The organism is Priestia sp. 10L35 (assembly GCF_056395685.1).
In genome coordinates, this window is record NZ_JBFTKA010000002.1 from 215,164 (window position 1) to 236,898 (window position 21,735).

The window sequence follows — 21,735 nt, forward strand, 5'->3', positions numbered from 1 at the left end:
TATATTCTCCTTATATGGTAAGATAAAACAGGAACAGTGCAAGAGGAGGTAGAATCATGCTAGTGTCGAAGAAAGAAATCGAAGTGCGCTATGCAGAAACCGATCAGATGGGCGTTGTGTATCATGCTAACTATTTAGTATGGATGGAAATAGGTCGAACGCAGTTTATTAGTGATTTAGGTTTTAGCTATGCACAAATGGAAAGAGACGGTGTGCTGTCGCCAGTTATTGATATACAGGCTTCATATAAAAAGCCGCTTCATTATGGCGAGACAGCTGTAGTACATACTTGGGTTGAGAACTATGACGGTCTACGCGTTGTGTACGGCTACGAAATTTTTAATTCAAATGAAGAACTTGCGTTAACAGGAACATCGTCACACGTATGTGTGAAAAAAGAAAACTTTAAGCCTATTTCGATTCGCCGTAATTATCCGGAATGGCATAAAGCCTATGAAGATGCCAAAAAGCAGGGTTAAGCGCAAGAATAAAAAGCATCGATAAATCGATGCTTTTTTTCTTACGCTTCGTAATGAAAGTCAGGTTCTTTTGTTTCTTCATTATAATTTACGGTCAAATCATGACCGTCAAAGTACCAAAGGTCTTCATCTTCTACGAAGAATGTTAAACCGTCAACTTTTGTTTCAACGCCAACGTTTTTAGGAGAATCTGTGTTTACACCTAAAGAAAAACCTTTTTGAACGTTGCTGCATCCGCCGTAGCGAACAAAAAAGCGAATTGTTTCGTTTCCTTCTAGCATCATTTCATCTTTGTACCACGTAGCTGCTGCTTCTGTTACTGTTAATTTCATTCATTATGCTCCTTCCAATACTGCGGATACATTTATTATAGTAGAAAGGTAGATAAATTACCAATATATACGAATCCGGCTAGGAAGGAATGAGATAAAATAAAACGATTTAATATAGAGGTGAAGGCTTCATTTCTATATTAAATCGTTTCATTCTTTCATTTGAAATCATATTGTTTTCCAATGGTTTCCCAGCAGTGAACGCAGTAGCGGCTTCCTTCTAGCTGTGAATCCATTTTCTTATTTCGTTTGCAAATGGGGCATTTTTTCTTCACATCATTCACCTCCTTATTTTAGTATCAGTATAACTAATAAATAAGAAATGTATTCGCTTACAAGATGGTTATAAAAAAAGAAATAAGAGGAAGATCCCCTTATTTCTTTTTACCTGACAAAAATGTGACTTTCGGTTCTGTTTTGTTAAGAATTCGGGTAATGTTTGCGCGGTGTCTGTAAATGACAAAGGCTACAATTAAACCAATAATCATAATAAGCATGTAGTCTTGTTTAAATAGCGTGTAGATAAAGGTTAATACCCCGGTAACCATTGATGACAGTGATACATATTTCGTTATGTATAAGCAGATAAAAAAACATAATAGTACGAAAACAAATAAAAGAGGTTCATAACATAAAATCACTCCGGCGGACGTGGCAACAGCTTTCCCGCCTTTAAATTTCGCGAAAACAGGAAAAATATGACCAATGACAGCAAATAAACCAATGAAGAGAATGTTTTGATTCGTATTAAATAAAAGCGGTAAAGAAGCTGCTAGGGTTCCTTTTAGAATGTCTCCCAGCGTAACGATAATTCCGGCTTTTACACCCAATGTACGAAAGGAGTTGGTCCCGCCTAAATTGCCGCTTCCATGCTCTCGTATATCGATGCCGTATCCTAGTTTTCCAACAACTAGTCCAAAAGGAATAGAGCCCAAGATATAGGCAAGAATAGGTAATAAATAATTCATGTTTGAAAGCTCCTTTATTTCTATATCGTTTCTATTTTACCATGAGATACTTAAAAAAACATAGCTAGTTTTGGGTGAGAGACAATTATTTTAAAAAAAGAAGACGTTTACAAAAATAGAGAAAACGGGTACTATATGCAGGAAATCAACTGTAAATCGCGAATGTTGTTCAGTACATATTATATAGCTAAGAGAGGTAATAGACATGTCCATTAAAATTCCTTCCCGCCAAGAGCTTGGTAAAATATTAAAAAAAAGCAAGCGCATTGCTGTAGTAGGTTTATCAGATAACCCTCATCGAACGTCTTATATGGTTTCAGAAGCCATGCAGCAGCAAGGTTACGAGATTATTCCGGTGAACCCGACAATAAACTCAGCGCTCGGCGTAAAAGCTGTATCTTCATTAAAAGAAATTGAAGGACATATTGATATCGTTAATGTATTTCGCCGCTCTGAGCATTTGCTTGAAGTTGCAGAAGAGTTTTTAGAAGTAGACGCAGACGTATTTTGGGCACAATCTGGTTTAATTAATGAAGAAGCATATGACCTGCTCGCTAAAAAAGGGTATACTGTAGTTATGGATCGTTGTATAAAAGTTGAGCATGCTTTAACAAAGTAAGATCTATAAGCAGAACAACCAACCCATGCACACTGCTTGCATGGGTTTCACCATGCGTTGAAATAGTAAGAGCGTTTCCGCTACAATAGACGTTAGACAGCTAGCTTTATAATGCTTATAATCCATGAATACACAAGATATTGCTTTTATAATACGGAAATTTGTGCTAAAATCTTGTAAGTACGCAAAAATAGAAACATACGTTCTGTTGATGCGAACACTATAAAATTAAAAGATAGGATACATGATCATTTATTCTTAGACACGAAACGCAAACGTTTGTGTTTCATACATAATGTAGTAATGTTCGTTGTGATGAAAGGGGTAGTATGAATGGCTCGGAAACAACAATTTAATTATAATGAAGATGCAATTCAAGTACTAGAAGGATTAGATGCCGTTCGTAAACGTCCTGGTATGTATATTGGAAGTACGGATACACGAGGTCTGCATCATTTAGTATATGAAATCGTCGACAACTCTGTCGATGAAGCTCTAGCAGGCTACGGAGAAGAAATTATTGTAACCATTCACAAAGATAATTCAATTTCTGTACAAGATAAAGGTCGAGGTATGCCAACGGGCATGCATAAACTAGGAAAACCAACGCCTGAAGTTATTTTAACCATCTTGCATGCAGGAGGTAAATTCGGACAGGGTGGATATAAAACAAGCGGAGGCTTACACGGAGTAGGTGCATCTGTTGTAAATGCGCTGTCTGAATGGTTGACCGTAACCATTCATCGAGATGGATTTATTTATGAACAGCGTTTTGAAAATGGAGGAAAGCCGGTTACGACGCTAGAAAAAATAGGGAAAACGAAAAAAACGGGAACAACGATTCATTTCAAACCGGATGCCACGATCTTTTCAACAACTGTGTATAATTATGATACGCTGTGTGAACGGCTCCGCGAATCGGCTTTCCTGTTAAAAGGATTCAAAATAGAGTTAATCGATAAAAGACATGATCGTCACGATATCTTTTATTATGAAACAGGTATTCAAGCCTTCGTTTCATATTTAAATGAAGAAAAAGATTCACTTCATCCAGTCGTCTTTTTTGAAGGGATTCATCATAATATTGAAGTTGAATTTGCCTTTCAATTTAATGATGGTTATTCTGAAACCATTTTATCATTTGTTAATAATGTTCGTACCAAAGATGGCGGAACGCATGAGTCCGGTGCAAAAAGCGCTATGACGCGTGCATTTAATGAATACGCCCGTAAAGTAAGCCTGCTAAAAGAAAAAGATAAAAACTTAGAAGGAACAGATATACGAGAAGGCTTGGGAGCCATCGTTTCCGTTAGAATACCTGAAGAGTTGCTTCAGTTTGAAGGACAAACAAAAGGAAAGTTAGGTACAAGTGAAGCTCGTTCGTCCGTAGATTCAGTTATTTCTGAAAAACTTGCCTATTTCTTAGAAGAAAACCCGGACGTAAGCTCTCTTCTTGTAAAAAAAGCAATCAAAGCTGCTCAAGCGCGTGAAGCAGCACGAAAGGCAAGAGAAGATGCAAGAAACGGGAAGAAACGAAAGCGTCAAGAAACCGTTCTAAGTGGAAAGTTAACGCCTGCGCAATCAAGAAATCCTCAGCGAAACGAACTGTACTTAGTCGAAGGGGATTCCGCCGGAGGTTCAGCAAAACAAGGAAGGGATCGCCGCTTTCAAGCTGTGCTGCCACTGCGAGGGAAGGTTATCAATACCGAAAAAGCCAAGCTTCAAGATATTTTTAAAAACGAAGAAATTAGTACGATCATCCACGCGATAGGCGGAGGAGTAGGAGCAGATTTCACCATCGATGATATTAACTACGATAAAATAGTCATCATGACCGATGCGGATACGGATGGCGCTCATATTCAAGTGCTTCTGCTAACGTTTTTCTACCGCTATATGAAACCGCTTGTGGAAGCAGGAAAAGTATTTATTGCTCTTCCACCGCTCTATAAAGTAAGTAAAGGGTCAGGTAAAAAAGAAGTGGTTGAATATTCATGGAGTGACGAAGAATTGCAAGGGGCTATCGATAAGGTAGGAAGAGGGTATATGATTCAACGCTATAAAGGTCTCGGTGAAATGAACGCAGATCAGCTGTGGGAAACAACAATGAACCCAGAGACGCGTACGCTGATTCGTGTTCGTATTGATGATGCTGCTCGCGCTGATCGTCGTGTGACCACTTTGATGGGCGATAAAGTAGAACCTCGCAGAAAATGGATTGAAAGCAACGTAGCGTTTGGATTAGAAGAAGATCCAAATATTTTAGATAATGAAAATGTATTAACGGTCGCAGAGGAGGACGTACAATGACACAAACAGAACGCTTTTTAGATTTACCTCTTGAGGATGTACTAGGCGACCGTTTTGGTCGATACAGTAAATATATTATTCAAGAGCGTGCACTGCCGGATGCAAGAGACGGGTTAAAACCCGTTCAGCGCCGTATTTTATATGCAATGCACGTAGATGGGAATACAGCAGAAAAAGGCTTTCGCAAGTCAGCCAAAACTGTAGGGAACGTAATTGGTAACTATCACCCTCATGGTGATTCATCTGTATATGAGGCCATGGTTCGAATGAGTCAAGAATGGAAAGTTAGAAATGTATTAATCGAAATGCATGGAAACAACGGAAGTATTGATGGAGATCCCCCAGCAGCAATGCGTTATACAGAAGCTCGCCTTTCATCGATTGCTGCAGAACTTCTACGAGATATTGACAAACAAACGGTTGAGTTTGTGTCTAACTTCGATGATACAAGTAGCGAACCAACTGTGTTACCGGCTATGTTTCCTAATTTGCTAGTGAATGGATCCACGGGTATTTCAGCTGGTTATGCTACAGAACTTCCTCCTCATCATTTAGGTGAAGTGATTGACGCAACGATCATGCGAATTGATAAACCAACGTGTACAATTGAAGAGTTGATGACGGCTATTCAAGGTCCTGATTTTCCTACGGGAGGAATCATTCAAGGGGTAGACGGAATTAAGAAAGCCTACGAGACAGGTAAAGGGAAAATTATTATTCGCGGAAAAACGGAAGTGGAGTCCATTCGCGGCGGAAAACAGCAAATTGTCATTACGGAAATTCCGTTTGAAGTAAACAAAGCCAACCTTGTTAAGAAAATGGATGAGCTTCGTTTAGATAAAAAAGTGGAAGGTATTGCTGAAGTTCGCGATGAAACGGATCGTACCGGTCTGCGCATCGTAGTAGAATTAAAAAAAGATGCAAATGCTCAAGGAGTACTTCACTATCTTTATAAAAATACGGATCTGCAAGTACCTTATAATTTTAACATGGTTGCTATTGCTAAAAAGCGACCAAAGCTTATGAGCTTGGCCAACATTCTTGATGCTTATATTGATCATCAAAGAGAAGTGGTAACAAATCGTTCTAAATACGAACTTCAAAAAGCACGTGAACGTGAACATATTGTAGCGGGATTGATTAAGGCACTGTCGATTTTAGATGAAGTTATTGCGACGATTAGAGCTTCTAAAGATAAGCGCGACGCTAAAAATAATTTAATTGCCAAATATGAATTTACAGAACCTCAAGCAGAGGCGATTGTATCGCTTCAATTATACCGTTTGACAAACACGGACATCACAGCTCTACAAGCGGAAGCTGAAGAGCTAGGTGCTAAAATTAACGAGTTAGAGGAAATCTTACATAGCGAGAAAAAACTTTTTAATGTAATCAAAAAAGAATTACGCCGTGTGAAAAAGCAATACAGTACAGAACGCCGCTCAAAAATTGAAGCGGAAATCGAAGAAATTAAGATTAATCTAGAAGTGATGGTTCCATCTGAAGAGGTGATGGTGACAGTCACAAAAGACGGATACGTAAAACGAACAAGCCTTCGTTCTTACGCCGCGTCTAACGGGCAAGACTTCGGTATGAAAGATACGGACCGAATTTTAGCGAAGTATGAAATTAATACAACTGAAACGCTACTCATCTTCACAAACAAAGGGAATTATTTATATATGCCAGTGCACGAACTTCCTGATATCAGGTGGAAAGACATGGGGCAGCATATCATGAACATTGTTCCAATTGATAAAGAAGAGCAAATTGTACGGGCGATACCAGTGAAAGAATTTAAAGAAAATCAGTATCTGCTTTTCTTTACGAAAAATGGTATGGTCAAAAAATCAGAATTACTTCAATATAAAGCACAGCGCTACTCCAAAGCTCTTGTCGCCGTTAATTTAAAAGGCGATGATGAAGTAATCGATGTATATCAAACGGATGGTAAAAAACAAGTGTTTATTGCCACTCGCTCTGGCTACGGACTGCGTTTCCGGGAAGAAGAAATCAATATTGTAGGGACTCGCGCTTCTGGTGTGAAAGGAATTAACTTAAAAGACGATGATTATGTTGTAAGCGGCGTTATCTTCGATGAAGATGAAGCTCTATCAACTGAATTATTTATCGCCACACAGCGAGGAGCTGTGAAAAAGACAAAAATTACTGAGTTTGAAGAATCAGCACGAGCAAAACGAGGGCTAGTGATGGTCCGAGAACTAAAATCTAATCCGCATCAAATTGCAAAAGTAAAAGCAATTTCTAAAGAACATTACGTGATAGTGGAATCATCTAAAGGTCAAATCGAGCAGGTTGACCCGTCTACAATGCGAGCTAGCGACCGATACAGCAACGGTTCATTCGTATTGGACCAAAGCGAAGCTGGCAATTTAGTTGACATGTGGCTGGAAGAAAAATAACAAAAAAAGTAGTAAAGTTTTTAACGCTTTACTACTTTTTTTGTTTAATATTTTTAAATTAAACTATGTTCTAAATAAACAATATAAAAGAATTTCCCTACTCCTTATCCCAGATAAACATTATACACCTCCTACACAAGCCTCTAAGAAACTTTTGAATGTTCCAATTGTCCTACACATATATATATAAGACCAACTAGGAGGTGTTATAGATGAACTACTTTATTCACGTAACTCCTAAGACTAAACTTTTTGTTCGAGATATTGGAAAAGGGGAACCCGTTCTTTTCCTTCACGGGTGGCCGGTTAACGCTAAAATGTACGAATACCAATTTACAACGTTGCCGGCCCGAGGTATTCGATGTATCGCTCCTGATCTTCGGGGATTCGGAAAATCAGATGCACCTTTCACCGGCTATTCTTATAATCAATTAGCGGATGATATTCGCATGTTAGTAGAAAGACTTGAGCTTAAAAATTATACGCTCGTAGGCTTTTCTATGGGGGGAGCCATTGCTATTCGATATATGAGCAGACATTTAGGATATGGCGTGAAGAAGTTAATTTTATTAGGGGCAGCGGCTCCAAGCTTTATTCAAAAAACTGATTTTCCATATGGACTTCCTTCTGAAGAAGTAAATACAATTATTCAAAATACGTATAGAGATCGTCCTAACATGCTTGAAGAGTTTGAGAAAAAGTTTTTTAATCAGCCTACCAGCTCAGCCTTTAGAGGATGGTTTCAAGATTTAGGTTTAGAGGCATCCGGTCATGGAACGATTAAAACTGCGGTGTCTTTACGAGACGAAGACTTACGGGAAGATTTGAGTCAAATTTTTACTGAGACATATATATTACACGGAAAAAAAGATCAAATTTGTCCATTTGATCTTGCAAAAGTTATGAATCGTCATATTTCATTTTCTACACTTCTTCCATTTGAAAATAGTGGACACGGTCTTTTTTATGATGAACGTGAGAAAGTAAATGACACTCTTATTGAACTCATCGCTAAAAACTCAGCCTATAAGTAAGGATATACATTTAAAACCGAATTGGCAGCCAAATAAAAAAAGTAAAAAACCTGCACCTAACGTAATAAAGCGAAGAAGCTTAGGCGTGATAAATTTTCTTGTAAAATGAATGCTGCTGGCAATATTTAAATTCCAAAGAAGGATGCCAAAGATAATAAAGAAACTGTGAAAAAAGACAGATAGCCACGTTTGACTTTGGAGGCTTTCGCTTAAGCTTGACCCAAATACACCAAACCAAAACACAATATTTAAAGGATTCATAAGAGCAATGAAGAAACCTGTAAAAAACGACTTATCTCTTTTAATAGAGGGTTTATTTACATCTATTGAAAAGGAACGAGAAACAGCTTGTTTCATACTTTGAAAGCCAACAAATGTGAGCATGACAAAACCAGTTGCATACAGGGTAACAGTAACAGCCTGCATCTGCACAAAAGGCGTTAACCCTATTAAAATGAGGAGCATAAATAAAATGTCGGCCGTCATGCCCCCTAAACCAACTAGCCAAGAAGCCCAAAAACCTTTCGTCAGCCCTTTTTTAATCATCTCTATATTAATTGGACCTACCGGTGCTGCGAGACTAATACCTAGAATTATTTGTTTTATAGCAATCAAAAACCACTCCACAAACACAGCCTCCTTTCTAACTTGTCCAATAGTAGCTTATATATATATAGATTAGAGTTTTATAATTTAGAAGCGGCATTTAGTTAAAAATGCTCATAAACTTTCTTTTCTTTAATACACATGTAACGTTGAGTTCCATAAGGAGGGTTTTAATGGCATCAAAAATGCTTTTTCGAGCCAATGAGATTTTAGAGTCAACGCATGTCCCGTTTTGGGGAAAAGATGCTTTTCAATATTTCCAAAGCGATATATTATCAGAAGAAAATCCATTTCCTTGTATATTAGGGGTAGAAGGCTTTAAAAAAGATTTACTGCGGTTTTCATTTGTGACTACTCCTTATAACTACCAAGATATTAGGAATGCAGCGTCGGCACTTAGAGAATACATAGATACTTTTAAAACCATAGGTCGCTATACATCCTTTGTGTTATTCTTTAAGCCTGAACATAAAGAACGTTCAATGGAAGAGTACGAAACGATGTTTTGGGATACGCTGACGTTTCTTCATCAAATTGATCAAAAGACATGGCCGCAAGACATTCCAAAAGATCCAAAAGATCCATTATGGGAATTTTGCTTTCACGGAGAACCTATTTTTGTCGTCTGTAATACGCCTGCTCATTCTTTACGTAAAAGCCGTAAGAGCAGGGGATTTATGATTACATTTCAACCTCGGTGGGTGTTTGAAGGTATGACAGGAGATTCAAAAATAGGGCGGCACGTACAAAAGGTGGTCCGCGATCGGTTAAAAACATATGATGACGTATCAGCTCACCCTGAGTTAGGATGGTATGGACAGCAGGAAAACCGAGAGTGGAAGCAATATTTTTTACACGATGATAACAACTATATTACGGGACAGTGTCCGTTTAAATTAAAAAGGAGTGAGCAGCATGGACGTAAAAAAAGCCTCTATTAAAAAAGGAGTTGGCGGAAAGTTTGAAGAAGTAATTAAAGAACTGCTTCCGGCGTATACTGGATACGTTGAAGTACAGCACGATATTGCTTTTCAAACGCACCCATCTCATACCCATCCAACTGATGAAATTCTTCATATACTTGAAGGATCTATTTACTTTACAGTTGAACATGATACGGTTCTATGTCAGGCAGGAGATCGGATACATTTACCGAAACAAACGGTTCATTCGTCAAAAGCCGGTCCTGATGGGTGCACATACGTTATTTCCATTTTAAAATAAAGATGAAAGAAGATGATGCTTATGCTACGTTCCCGGCCAGTGCTGCTGCTTATTGATGTACAAGAAGGATTTTATTCACCACAGTGGGGGGAAAGAAACAATCTAGATGCAGAAAAACATATGCTGACGCTACTGCAAGCATGGAGGCGCCAAAATTATCCTGTCATTCACGTACAGCATGCATCAGAAAATCCAGATTCTCCTTTACATCCAAGTTCGAAGGGATTTCAGTTCAAAGAAGGGTTTGGTCCACAAGAAGATGAATACTTAATTCGCAAGCACGTGAACAGCTGCTTCATTGGAACAGAGCTAGACAGTTATTTAAAAGCAAATGGTTATGATACGCTTATCTTAATAGGACTAACTACTAATCACTGCGTCTCTACGACTGCCCGCATGGCTGGAAATTTAGGGTACAGAACGTACGTTGTAAACGATGCAACAGCTTGCTTTGATGGTATGTCCTACGATGGAAAAACAAGCCTTCCTGCAGAAGATGTACATACATTCGCACTGTCTTCTTTGCATGAGGAGTTTGCGACGGTCGTTTCTACAAAAGAGACACTTCAAGTTCTTCAAACCTTTCAATATGCTCAAAATCACAACTGATGTGCATGCGCACATCGGTTTTTTATGTAGATTATGTTCCTTAAAAGAAGTAAAATAAAGATAATTCTATACTATAAGGAGTTTGTACATATGATCATTCGTTATGCTAAAGAAGAAGATTTACCTATGCTTGTTGAAATTTATAACCAGTCTGTTCAAACAAGTGCTGCTACTTTTGACTTAACGCCTGTAACAGTAGAGCAAAGAAGGAGCTGGTTTAATAATCATATTAGCAATGAACTTTTTCCGCTTATTGTCGCAGAAAAAGATGGGGTAGTAGCGGGCTATGCTTCGCTTTCTTCTTATCGAGATAAAGAGGCGTACATTCAAACGGTAGAGCTATCGATTTATATTGACAAAAATCAGCAGGGGTATGGCATTGGAAAACAGCTTATGAAGCGGATTTTGGAATTAGCTAAAGAACTCAACCATCACGTTGTCATTTCAGGGATTACAAAAGGGAATGATATCAGTGTCAAAATGCATGAGCAATTTAATTTTACATTTTGCGGAGAATTTAAAGAAGTAGGCTGGAAATTCGATCAGTGGCAAGATGTGCTTTTTTATCAGCTTATTTTATAAGATGTATGACACCTTTACACATTGTGACGTTTTAGTTTCATGTGTAAAGGTTATTAAAATAATAAGTCGTTTTATTATTTTAATACGAAAGGTGTTAGCTATCATGAATACACATTTTCAATATCAGCATCTAAGAGCTATTCCAAAAAGATGGTCCAAAAAAGAACTGCATATCCAGCTGAATAGAATCAAACACAATTCTGAACTATCTACTATAGCAGCAGATCCGCTTTTTCATCTGTTAGAATGTACCCATTCGGGCCTTCAAACTAAACAAGAAATCATAGACTACATCCAAAGCATTCCTACTCATCAACTTCCATCTTTTGCAACCCATTTAAGCAGGTTAATTCAGCGTATTTATTATATAGAAGCTGCTGATTACTGTAATCGTCCCCTCAAAGGTTATATGCTTGTTATGAAAAATCAGCCCGCCTATATATCTCTTCATTTTGCTGATCAGATCACATAAAAAAAGCTCTCTATTCTTTTGAATAGAGAGCTTTTTTTATTCGTATTTTTTCACTGTTACTTGGCATTCTTTTAACGGAATAAGTTTTGACTTTTTCGTCCATTTGTATCCTAACCAAACAATTAAGAATAAAGGAAGTCCGATATAAGAAACAAGTACACCGTACCAGTCAATCGAATCACCCGTAAACGCCGAATAGTTTTGACCTAAAATGACAACAGCACATAAAATAAAGGCAAAGATAGGACCAAACGGGAAAAGTTTTGCATGATATGGAAGTTCACTCAAATCATGACCTTGGGCAACAAATGCTCTTCTAAAACGATAGTGGCTGATGGCAATTCCTAACCAAGCAATAAAGCCAGACATACCAGAAGCGTTAAGTAACCACGTGTATACCGCACCGTCTCCAAAAAATGAAGCACCAAATGCAAGTGTACCGACAAGTGCCGTTGCGATTAAAGCATTCACTGGAACGCCTCGTTTATTCACTTTTGCTAAGAACCTTGGTGCTTTTCCATCTTTCGCTAAGTTCCACAGCATACGCGTAGAAGCATACATACCTGAGTTACCAGCAGATAAAACGGCTGTTAAAATAACGGCATTGATAGCTGATGCTGCAAACGCCAGACCTGCTCGTTCGAATATTAAAGTAAATGGACTTACTCGCACATCATCACTTGCTAATGAATCGGCTGTGTATGGAATAAGCATCCCGATAACAAAAATAGCTAAAATATAAAATAACAAGATGCGCCAGAAGACTTGTTTAACTGCGCGAGGAACCGTTTTTTCCGGATCTTCACTTTCTCCAGCTGCGACTCCAAGCAACTCTGTTCCTTGAAATGAAAAACCAGCAGCCATAAAAATACCTAAGACAGTAAAGAATCCACCGTGAATGGGTCCATCACCAAGCGTGAAGTTTTTAAACCCTGGTGCTTCATTGTTAAAGATACCAAAAATCATCATAATGCCAATAACTAAAAAGATGATAACTGTTACTACTTTAATTAACGAAAACCAAAATTCAGATTCACCAAATCCTTTTACAGAAAGGTAGTTAAGCCCAAACATAATTAATAAAAACAGGGCACTCCATAAAATAGAAGAAGAGTTTGGGAACCAAAATTTCATAATAAGGGCTCCAGCAGATAATTCAGCTGCAATCGTAATAGCCCAGTTATACCAATAGTTCCAGCCGAGAGCGAAACCAAAGGATGGATCTACAAACCGAGACGCATACGTACTAAATGAACCGGCTTCAGGCATATAAGCTGCGAGCTCCGCTAGGCTGGTCATCAAAAAGTAAACCATGACACCAATGATAGCGTAAGCTAAAAGCGCTCCCCCAGGTCCTGCTGTGTGAATTGCTCCACCACTTGCTAAGAATAAGCCGGTTCCGATGGCTCCTCCTAATGAAATCATCGTTAAGTGGCGAGATTTCAACCCACGTTTTAATTCTTGCTGCTCTTGCATAGATAAATACTCCTTTCGAATGTACGGAAAGAGACGGGATAACATAAAAAAAGCCCGCAGTATATGTGCGCGCTTTTAAATCTGAAAACCGCGTCAACCTTCCGTGAAGATAGCTCTTCACATCACTCGCATGATGTGACAGTTCTGTTCCTGTTCGGAGACAGCCCCAGCTTAAATCAACCGAGAAGTGATCTAAACTTCGGCAATTTTTCCTTTCAAACAACATCCTCAATGTTCTCTGCATTTCCGTTGCTTTACTATTAAAAACTGCGACCTCTACCTCATCGATTAGGATGAGGGTTTTTTATATTCATTTGACATAAAAGAAGTATACCAAATACTAAAACGATTGTCATTATAAAAAATAGATTCAGAAAATAGAAACATCTTTGAAATCTCTCGAATCTATTTTGTTACATATGGTATAATGAATGTTGTCATAATACTACATAAATATCCGAACGTACCACAGGGGGAGCCGCCGTGCTGAGAGTGAACAAATTGTTCAGACCCTTCGAACCTGTTAGTTAACGCTAGCGTAGGAATGTGGGAATAGTAGCATATATTTGCTTACTCCTGTGTAAACCGTTTGATATGAATGATTCAAAAACAGGAGTGAGAAACGTGAATAAAGCATTACCTTTACAGGCTAAAATTGAAATAGCTATTTTTGCAGCATTAGCACTTCTACTTGATCTTTTGCCTTCCATTAAGATTGCAACGGCTGTGAGTATTTCGTTCTCCATGGTGCCCATTTTTATTATGTGCTTTCGCTGGGGAGTAAAAGGCGGGGCCCTATCTGGTCTATTATGGGGGCTGTTGCAGTTGGCAACAGGAACGGCTTATATTTTAACAGCGCTACAAACGTTTATTGAATATATTGTGGCTTTTGCTTTTATAGGTGTTGGAGGTATTTTTTCGCAATCTATTAAAACAAATTTAGCTAACAATAACAGATCAAAAGCTTTTGTTTTGATTGTTTTATCCCTTGTTATCGGCAGCTTCGCACGGTATTTCTGGCACTTTATTGCGGGTATTATTTTTTGGGGATCATATGCGCCAAAGGGCATGTCCGCTCTATGGTATTCTTTTTCAATGAACGGTATTTCAATGGTAGGGTCACTAATAGCCTGCTTAATCATTCTTTCACTATTAATTCCATCCGCATCAAGAATGATTGTAACTAAATCACACTCATCATAAGCAAAAAGACTAAATCTACCAAGATTTAGTCTTTTTTTGTCATTTGTCACCTTTGTTTACACAAAAGTGTGTCAGGTTTGATAACATAGTTAGTGAAATATTCAAAAAACTGTTTTATGATAATCACCATATTCAAACGAGATAAGGGATTGATAGCATGCTACAGAAATGGATAACGAGCATAGGTTTAGATATCGGAACAAGCACAACAAAATTGATTGTAAGCAAGCTGTTAATAGCAAATCAACAAAATCAGTTTACGCTGCCAGGCTGTCAAATTATTGATCGTCGCGTAACGTATGTAAGTTCTATCTATACCACTCCTATGCTAAACGATGTTGAAATCGATGTTCAAAGATTAACGGTACTACTAGAACAAGAGTATAAGAACGCAGGAATCTCCTTAGATCAAGTGGAGGCAGGTACTGTGATCATCACAGGAGAAACGGCCAGAAAGCAAAATGCAGAAAGTATCGTTCACTATCTAGCCGAACATGCTGGGGATTTTGTTGTTGCAACAGCCGGCGCTGACTTGGAAGGAATATTAGCTGCAAAAGGATCGGGAGCAATAGAGCGTTCTGCTGAAACAAATGCAGTAATTGCCAATATTGATGTAGGAGGAGGCACTGCTAACATCGCTTTATGTCAAAATGGAAAAGTGATAGAAACGTTTACACTGCATGTAGGCGGGAGATTAATTCGACTAAATGAAGACGGTCTTGTTACCTACGTTTCGTCTCATTTAACTGAATTTTTGAAAAATAATTCTTTGACACTGCGAGAAGGTGAAAAAGCAGCATTTGAAAAGCTTTCGTCTATCTGTCAATTACTAGCTGAAGAAACCGTGAATTATGTAAAAGCGCTGAATCAAAATTCCTCGCTGCTCGTTTCTCCTCATACAAGATCTTCTATACATCCTGAAACGATCATGGTTTCAGGAGGAGTAGGAGCAATGATGGAGAAGCAAAAGCCAATAACAGTGAAGGAAGTGGCCATACACGGAGACGTTGGTCCGCTTCTAGCATATCATTTTCAATCCATTCAAGTATCTCAATCCGCTGAGACAACGCGCGCTACTGTAATTGGGGCTGGTATGCAAAATACAGAAGTTAGCGGATCAACCGTATATATTGGGTCGAAGCGGCTGCCGTTAAAAAATATCCCGATTGTAGAGATACCCGTTCAGCAAGAAGAGACGTGGAATCCGCAGCTGTTTCAAGAAAGAGTTCGAGCGGCATGTATGCAGGCTTCAACTATTTTCAGCGCAGAAGACCCCCCTGCTGCTATTGCTTTATCTCATTTTCCTTACTGCAGCTATAAGATGCTTCAAGAATTAGCAAAAATAATAAGCGATGAATTTATTGCTTGTTTTAAGGGAGCTAAGTGCCTCGTTGTTCTATGCGAACAAGATATTGCAAAAGCTTTAGGACAAGCACTAGCTAAACAGAGGAAAGAGTTAGAAATTATTTGTTTAGATCAAATTGATTTTACACACGGAGATTACATCGATCTAGGGTTACCAATAGCCGGAGAAGCGATCTCCGTTTCCGTTAAAACGCTCGCTTTTTCATCATAATCAGCTGAACACACAAGGAGGAAACGATGTTTAAAACTACACGAATGTTAGGAGAAACATTTTCATTTTATAGCTTAAAAGAAATCATGGCCAAAGCAAACGAAGAGCGTTCTGGAGATCAGCTCGCAGGAGTTAGCGCTGAGTCAATGAAAGAACGAATGGCAGCAAAGCAAGTTCTAGCTGATATCACACTTGCTGATATTCGAAATTACCCGCTGCTCAGCGCAGATGAAGACAACGTCTCGGCATTAATCGAAAGTCAGATTGATTCATCTGTTTACGACATTATTAAAAATTGGACAGTAGGGGATTTAAGAGAATACATTTTATCCGATCAGCATAGCGGAGAAGACCTTCTTGCACTTAGCAAAGGATTAAGCAGCGAAATGATTGCGGCAGCTACTAAAATTATGTCCAATTTAGATTTAATTCAAGGAGCTGCCAAGATAGAAGTGCAAACTACTTGTCAAACGACTATCGGCCAAAAAGGAGTATTGGCTTCTCGGACCCAGCCTAATCATCCTTCAGATAACTTAAAGGGAATGAGAGCATCGCTATACGAAGCGTTAAGCTATGGAATTGGAGATGCGGTTATCGGAATTAACCCTGTTATTGATACAACGGATAATATTTACGCGCTTTTAAATGAAACAAAAAATATAATCAACGAATGGTCAATTCCTACTCAAAACTGTGTATTATCACACGTAACGAGTCAAATGAGAGCAATTGAAAAAGGAGCATCAGCAGACTTGATTTTTCAAAGTTTAGCAGGTACAGAAGCTGGTAATGATTCATTTGGAATTTCACTGTCTATGCTTGATGAAGCGACAGCGCTAATTCATGAAAAAGGAACGGCAAAAGGTCCAAACCGCTGGTATTTTGAAACAGGACAAGGTTCTGAACTGTCAGCAGAAGCTCACTATAACATTGATCAAGTAACGCTCGAAGCTAGATGCTACGGCTTAGCTCGTCACTACAAGCCTTTCTTAGTTAATACAGTTGTTGGATTTATTGGACCTGAATACTTATATAACAGCAAACAAGTTCTACGAGCTGGGTTAGAAGATCATTTCATGGGTAAAATGCACGGCCTGCCTATGGGAGTAGACGTATGTTACACCAACCACATGGATGCTGATCAAAATGATATGGATAATTTAAGTATGCTTCTGGGAACAGCTGGAGTGAACTTTGTCATAGGAGTTCCCATGGCTGATGACTGCATGCTAAACTACCAGTCTCTTAGTTATCATGACATTGCAACAGTACGTAATGTGTTAGGCCGTACCCCAACGCCGTTATTTCAAAAGTGGCTTGAAGATCAGCGTATTATGGACAACGGGCGCTTTACATCTAGAGCCGGAGACCCAACTATTTTTATGAATTTGATTTAAGGAAGGTGCTTACTATGATACCAAAGTCAAATCGCGATCAGCTTGAAACACTTAAACAATTTACCCCTGCTCGCATAGGTGTCGGCCGTACAGGAACAAGACCGCTAACAAAAGACGTTTTATCTTTTCGCACGGATCATGCTGCAGCCGTAGACTCTGTATATGGAGTAGTTTCAGAAGATATTTTAGCCGAGTTTAACCTTTTCTCTGTGAATACACGCGTGGAGTCAAAAGAACATTATTTAAAACGGCCGGATCAAGGAAGGTTATTAGCAGATAACGCTAAGAAAGAAATTTTCAAAAACTGCGTGCCGCAGCCTGATGTACAAGTAGTAGTCTCAGATGGACTGAGCGCCAAGGCAATCGAAGAAAACATAAGCGACGTGTATCCAGCTTTAATTGACTCCCTGCAGTCATATGGACTTCATATCGGGACTTCATTTTTTGTAAAAGGGGGACGGGTTGCGTGTATGGATGAAGTTGGCGAGATCATAAAGCCAAAAGCACTTGTGCTATTGATTGGAGAGCGACCTGGACTGGTCAGTGCTGAATCCATGAGTGCTTACATGTGCTATGAACCTAGCAAAGGCAAAAAAGAGTCTGATCGTATGGTTATTTCTAATATTCATAAAAGAGGGACGCCTCCTATTGAGGCAGCCGCACATATCGGTACCATGATTGACAAAATGATTAAGCAGCAAACAAGCGGTGTACATCTTATTGTCTAAACATCAAAAGGAGGAGAACATATGGCTTTACAAAAACAATTAAAACCTATTCATTTATGGGCTATTTCAGTTGGTATGGTTATTTCAGGACAATACTTTGGGTGGAATTACGGGTTTGAACAAGGCGGGATTATTGGGCTTGCAATTGCAACCTTAATTGTAACTGTGTTTTACACAACGTTTATGTTTAGTTATGCAGAGCTTTCAACATCTATCCCGCAAGCCGGTGGACCTTCAGCTTATGCAAGAAGAGCACTTGGACCTTTTGGGGGATATATCGCAGGAATTGCCTGCTTGCTTGAATTTATTTTTGCTCCTCCTGCTATTGCAGTGTCAACAGGAGCATACCTGCATTTTCTCATTCCAGCCGTTAACCCTGTATATGCAACGGTAGGTGCCTTTATTTTCTTTGTTTTATTAAATTTAATCGGGGTAAAAGAAGTAGCGGTGATTGAGCTTACAGCTACCATTGTTGCACTAATTGGTTTATCTATTTTTTATGTAGCTGGTTTGCCTCATGTACAAACATCAAATATTTTTAATGATCATTCATTTATTAACGGGCCAACAGGGGTACTAGCAGCTATTCCATTCGCTGTTTGGTTCTATCTGGCAATAGAAGGTGGAGCAATGGCAGCGGAAGAAGTGGAAAATCCTAAGAAAAACATTCCTAAAGGATTTATTGGAGCGATTATTACTCTAGCAACCGCAACGTTGTTTACACTATTTGTAACAGCAGGACTTGGCGGAGGAAGCGGGAAGCTAGCCGATTATCCACTTCCGCAGGCGCTGTCTTCTGTATACGGAAACGGCATTTCAACCGTTGTTGCTATTATCGGGCTATTCGGCTTGATTGCTAGCTTAAATGGAATCATCATGGGATTTTCAAGACAAACCTATGCGCTTGCACGAGATGGTTACTTCCCTAAATTTCTTGCAAAAACGAATAAAAAAGGAGTTCCTGTCGGCGGTTTGTTGATTCCGGGAGCAATCGGCGTGATTTGTGCAGGATCTGCAACGTTTGCCAATGCACTTATTATCTTATCCGTGTTCGGAGCAATGATGATGTACTGCATCAGTTTAGTTTCTCTTTTCATTTTACGCAAAAAAGAACCTAACCTGTCCCGTCCTTTTAAAGTGAACTACCCGGTCGTGCCAAGCATTGCCTTAGTATTAGGGATTCTGTGCTTGTACAGCATCATAAAATACAGTGTTCTTACAACAAATTTAATGCTGTTTGGCGTTTCTCTACCTTTAATTTATGTGATTCTTGGAATTTTCCTTCTTTCAATTATTTACTATGTCTTTTATGGCTCTAGACAGCTCAAAAAAGAAGCAGCCAATTCATATCAAGAAGCATCCATTAAATAGGAAAGAAAACGGCTCGCTGTAAAGGCAAGCCGTTTTTCTTGCGAAATTAAAGGGTTGAGCGTTTTTTTGTAGAATGATATACTAGGTCTGTTTGTTGGAAGAATATACATACATTTATATTAGATAAAGAAGGGGCAATTATGATGAACAAACGTAATACAATCATTATCACGGTTGTTTCATCTATTCTGTTATCAGCCTGTCAGCAAGAAGAAACATTAAAAGACGGAAATACAATGATAGTAGAAAAAGATGCAAAAAAAGTACTAAACGAACCAAAAACACAGGTAGAAAGCATTCAATCGATTGATTTAAATAAAGAAGCAATGAGCGGGAAATTTATTACAGCCTGGATGACTGATTACTTTTCAGCGTTTGGAAAGGCAGTGGATCAAAACTCTTTTGATGATTTAAAAGCTTTTTTGAAAGCTGACAGTTCTTTTTATAAAGAGCAAAACCTTCTTGTTGAAAATTTCACACGCCAAGGCATCGAGCAGAAGAAGCAAACGTTCCATATTGTCAATTGGTATGAAAAACCTAACCATGTGTTCAAAATACAAACCCACGAGGAAAGCTTATTAAAACAGCCGGGTAAAGATCCTTATACTAAAATTTGTGACCGCCTTTATACAGCCGTTTATCAAAACGATACGTTAAAGTTATCGAGTGTAGAACCATTTGACTTTTCATCTAAACCAAATGCAACCACTGAAACTCCCACTACACAAACAACAGATTTACACGACTACGATGGAAAATGGACCACTGGCAATGATAACGGATCTCCTATCATTCATTTTTTTGCTACATCCAACTCGGAAGCAACGATTAAAATAAATTCGTACCAGCCACCTAGCAAAATCCGCGTGTCAACCGTTGAACAAAAAAATATTCGCTTTGAAAATAACCAAGCAGCCATTGAATATGAAAATGATGGACAAGGAAATAAAGGAACCATTGTCATTACGCTCAAAGAAAATTCCATTTCATTACTTGCTAAAACAGATCAAAATAAAAAGGCAAAGTGGGGAATTCCAAGCGGTGATTACGTGCTCGATACGTTTGAGAATTAAAGATCATTTTAAAAACAGACTAAATTCGGCATTGAGGAGGACACCTTATGCATAAAAAATGGACGATTGCATTCGTTCTACTGCTGCTAATGGTTTTGACGGCCTGTGAAGAAAAAGAAACAGTTAAGTTATCCAAACCAACTGAACCTTCCTCAGATGAAGTGATCCCAAAAGATCAAGCTAAGTCATCTCTTCCGCCTGATCTTGTATCAGAAAAAAAAGCAGAAAAAACTGCGGTTGAGACGATGAACAAAATTTCAAGTACCTATAAAGAATTAGGCGAAGAGTACGAATGGGAAAATGAATCTAACCCTGCTGATTATGAAACGCTAAAAAAAGCGCTAACGCCATACGCAACTTCATCTTTAATTGCAACAAAGCTAAAAAGTATTTCTACTAATTATTACTGCAAAGAATGCAATATGAGCTTTTTTCCTGATGTAACTCATCTTATTCGCTTTGAACTTATTAACAATCATGCTGGGCAATTTTCAGTCTCCGCTATTGAGCCAATTAGTAAAGAAGGAAGCGGCGGACTGACCATTTACATGAATTTTAAATACGTTAATAAACACTGGAAATTAAACGAATGGGATGAAGTTACCTATCATCAAAAATACCTCAACATTACGGCCGATGAATATATCAAATACGTAAAGTCAATTAATCCTTCTAGTGATATTTCATATCAAGGTGAATCTACCCGCACAAATGAAAAAGGCGAAAAGGAAGAAATCTTGGTTTTCAAAGAGAATAATAAAACGTATGCCATCAGCAAAAACAGTTCTCAGCGAATCGACGATTTTAAAGAAGGTGAAAAAGAAAAAGAAGAGAAGGAAGAAAAAGATTTTAATTTAAAAAACATCCAAAAAGTTGATCAAGAAACAGCGGATATTTTCATTGAACATTATTTGCGAGATTTAACAAAGTCCATTAACACGAATAAATTTGAACACGTCGAGCCTTATATCCAGCGGGATAGTGTTTTGTGGAATGATCAAAAGCAGCTTGTGAAAATGCTGTACGAAAGAGACATTCGAGAAGAACTCGTTGATTATTCGGTATTAGACGTGGAATCTGTGAGTGAAGAAGAGAACGAAGCGGTCTATACAATCCAAACGAAAGAAGTCATTTCAATTACAACGAACGGTCAAAGTCAGGAAAAAGAGTATTATCGAACCTATACCGTTTCCTACAGCAATAAACAGCTGCACCTGACTAAAATTGAATCACTTTAAAAAACATCACGCTCT

The 21,735-nt window shown here is 38.5% G+C and carries 21 protein-coding genes and 2 riboswitches; of the genes, 17 read left to right on the forward strand and 4 right to left on the reverse strand.

Annotated features, from left to right (window positions below; all coding sequences use genetic code 11):
* The first annotated feature begins 56 nt into the window (after positions 1 to 56).
* Positions 57 to 479 (forward strand): acyl-CoA thioesterase, encoded by a 423-nt coding sequence (locus tag AC1DEF_RS07055; protein ID WP_028408348.1) that lies wholly within the window; start codon positions 57 to 59, stop codon positions 477 to 479.
* 41 nt (positions 480 to 520) lie between these two features.
* On the opposite strand, the gene AC1DEF_RS07060 is transcribed toward AC1DEF_RS07055, so the two are convergent.
* Together AC1DEF_RS07060 and plsY are read right to left on the reverse strand one after the other, a co-directional pair.
* A complete protein-coding gene (locus AC1DEF_RS07060) occupies positions 521 to 811 on the reverse strand; it encodes a HesB/YadR/YfhF family protein (protein ID WP_013057245.1) in 291 nt (96 codons plus the stop codon).
* Between the two features lie 374 nt (positions 812 to 1,185).
* On the reverse strand, positions 1,186 to 1,779 hold the full coding sequence (plsY, locus tag AC1DEF_RS07065; RefSeq protein WP_043982828.1) for a glycerol-3-phosphate 1-O-acyltransferase PlsY: 594 nt from the start codon (positions 1,777 to 1,779) through the stop codon (positions 1,186 to 1,188).
* 205 nt (positions 1,780 to 1,984) lie between these two features.
* On the opposite strand from plsY, the gene AC1DEF_RS07070 reads away from it, so the two are divergent.
* The 4 genes from AC1DEF_RS07070 (at position 1,985) to AC1DEF_RS07085 (ending at position 8,165) form a co-directional block, all read left to right on the forward strand.
* Complete coding sequence (locus tag AC1DEF_RS07070) at positions 1,985 to 2,398, forward strand: CoA-binding protein (protein ID WP_013057242.1); 414 nt, start codon at positions 1,985 to 1,987, stop codon at positions 2,396 to 2,398.
* Positions 2,399 to 2,731: 333 nt separating this feature from the next.
* Positions 2,732 to 4,708 (forward strand): DNA topoisomerase IV subunit B, encoded by a 1,977-nt coding sequence (gene parE / locus AC1DEF_RS07075; RefSeq protein WP_097823278.1) that lies wholly within the window; start codon positions 2,732 to 2,734, stop codon positions 4,706 to 4,708.
* Positions 4,705 to 7,131 (forward strand): DNA topoisomerase IV subunit A, encoded by a 2,427-nt coding sequence (gene parC, locus AC1DEF_RS07080; RefSeq protein WP_097823279.1) that lies wholly within the window; start codon positions 4,705 to 4,707, stop codon positions 7,129 to 7,131. Before parE ends, parC begins: the two co-directional genes overlap by 4 nt.
* Before the next feature lie 212 nt (positions 7,132 to 7,343).
* Positions 7,344 to 8,165: an alpha/beta fold hydrolase gene (locus tag AC1DEF_RS07085; protein ID WP_097823280.1), complete on the forward strand. Its 822-nt coding sequence runs from the start codon at positions 7,344 to 7,346 to the stop codon at positions 8,163 to 8,165.
* Here AC1DEF_RS07085 and AC1DEF_RS07090 read toward each other — a convergent pair.
* On the reverse strand, positions 8,151 to 8,792 hold the full coding sequence (locus tag AC1DEF_RS07090) for a LysE family transporter (RefSeq protein ID WP_097823281.1): 642 nt from the start codon (positions 8,790 to 8,792) through the stop codon (positions 8,151 to 8,153). The genes AC1DEF_RS07085 and AC1DEF_RS07090 overlap by 15 nt on opposite strands.
* A 152-nt stretch (positions 8,793 to 8,944) precedes the next feature.
* On the opposite strand from AC1DEF_RS07090, the gene AC1DEF_RS07095 reads away from it, so the two are divergent.
* The 5 genes from AC1DEF_RS07095 (at position 8,945) to AC1DEF_RS07115 (ending at position 11,658) form a co-directional block, all read left to right on the forward strand.
* A complete protein-coding gene (locus AC1DEF_RS07095) occupies positions 8,945 to 9,712 on the forward strand; it encodes a YqcI/YcgG family protein (protein WP_097823282.1) in 768 nt (255 codons plus the stop codon).
* On the forward strand, positions 9,687 to 9,995 hold the full coding sequence (locus tag AC1DEF_RS07100; RefSeq protein ID WP_034651653.1) for a cupin domain-containing protein: 309 nt from the start codon (positions 9,687 to 9,689) through the stop codon (positions 9,993 to 9,995). Before AC1DEF_RS07095 ends, AC1DEF_RS07100 begins: the two co-directional genes overlap by 26 nt.
* A gap of 21 nt (positions 9,996 to 10,016) precedes the next feature.
* Positions 10,017 to 10,604: a cysteine hydrolase family protein gene (locus AC1DEF_RS07105; RefSeq protein ID WP_097824354.1), complete on the forward strand. Its 588-nt coding sequence runs from the start codon at positions 10,017 to 10,019 to the stop codon at positions 10,602 to 10,604.
* Positions 10,605 to 10,694: 90 nt separating this feature from the next.
* Positions 10,695 to 11,186, forward strand: a complete 492-nt coding sequence (locus tag AC1DEF_RS07110) for a GNAT family N-acetyltransferase (RefSeq protein ID WP_097823283.1) — start codon at positions 10,695 to 10,697, stop codon at positions 11,184 to 11,186.
* A 103-nt stretch (positions 11,187 to 11,289) separates the two neighbouring features.
* Complete coding sequence (locus tag AC1DEF_RS07115) at positions 11,290 to 11,658, forward strand: hypothetical protein (protein WP_097823284.1); 369 nt, start codon at positions 11,290 to 11,292, stop codon at positions 11,656 to 11,658.
* A 36-nt stretch (positions 11,659 to 11,694) separates the two neighbouring features.
* Here AC1DEF_RS07115 and AC1DEF_RS07120 read toward each other — a convergent pair whose 3' ends face one another.
* Positions 11,695 to 13,134 (reverse strand): amino acid permease, encoded by a 1,440-nt coding sequence (locus AC1DEF_RS07120; protein WP_050689739.1) that lies wholly within the window; start codon positions 13,132 to 13,134, stop codon positions 11,695 to 11,697.
* Positions 13,135 to 13,236: 102 nt separating this feature from the next.
* A riboswitch (Lysine riboswitch) is annotated at positions 13,237 to 13,421 on the reverse strand.
* Between the two features lie 174 nt (positions 13,422 to 13,595).
* Positions 13,596 to 13,696, forward strand: a riboswitch (TPP riboswitch).
* Positions 13,697 to 13,728: 32 nt separating this feature from the next.
* Between AC1DEF_RS07120 and thiT the strand changes: the two genes are divergently transcribed.
* From thiT to AC1DEF_RS07155, 7 genes are all read left to right on the forward strand, one after another.
* Positions 13,729 to 14,337 (forward strand): energy-coupled thiamine transporter ThiT, encoded by a 609-nt coding sequence (thiT, locus tag AC1DEF_RS07125; protein ID WP_097824355.1) that lies wholly within the window; start codon positions 13,729 to 13,731, stop codon positions 14,335 to 14,337.
* Positions 14,338 to 14,494: 157 nt separating this feature from the next.
* A complete protein-coding gene (locus AC1DEF_RS07130) occupies positions 14,495 to 15,913 on the forward strand; it encodes an ethanolamine ammonia-lyase reactivating factor EutA (RefSeq protein ID WP_477727332.1) in 1,419 nt (472 codons plus the stop codon).
* 26 nt (positions 15,914 to 15,939) lie between these two features.
* The gene (locus tag AC1DEF_RS07135; RefSeq protein ID WP_477727333.1) at positions 15,940 to 17,310 is read left to right on the forward strand and encodes an ethanolamine ammonia-lyase subunit EutB; all 1,371 of its coding nucleotides are present in this window, start codon (positions 15,940 to 15,942) and stop codon (positions 17,308 to 17,310) included.
* A 14-nt stretch (positions 17,311 to 17,324) separates the two neighbouring features.
* Positions 17,325 to 18,038: an ethanolamine ammonia-lyase subunit EutC gene (gene eutC, locus AC1DEF_RS07140; protein ID WP_097823287.1), complete on the forward strand. Its 714-nt coding sequence runs from the start codon at positions 17,325 to 17,327 to the stop codon at positions 18,036 to 18,038.
* A gap of 21 nt (positions 18,039 to 18,059) precedes the next feature.
* Positions 18,060 to 19,409 (forward strand): ethanolamine permease, encoded by a 1,350-nt coding sequence (gene eat, locus AC1DEF_RS07145; protein ID WP_028408364.1) that lies wholly within the window; start codon positions 18,060 to 18,062, stop codon positions 19,407 to 19,409.
* A 140-nt stretch (positions 19,410 to 19,549) separates the two neighbouring features.
* Complete coding sequence (locus AC1DEF_RS07150; protein WP_097823288.1) at positions 19,550 to 20,482, forward strand: TcaA NTF2-like domain-containing protein; 933 nt, start codon at positions 19,550 to 19,552, stop codon at positions 20,480 to 20,482.
* Between the two features lie 47 nt (positions 20,483 to 20,529).
* Complete coding sequence (locus AC1DEF_RS07155; protein ID WP_097823289.1) at positions 20,530 to 21,720, forward strand: TcaA NTF2-like domain-containing protein; 1,191 nt, start codon at positions 20,530 to 20,532, stop codon at positions 21,718 to 21,720.
* Positions 21,721 to 21,735: the final 15 nt, after the last annotated feature.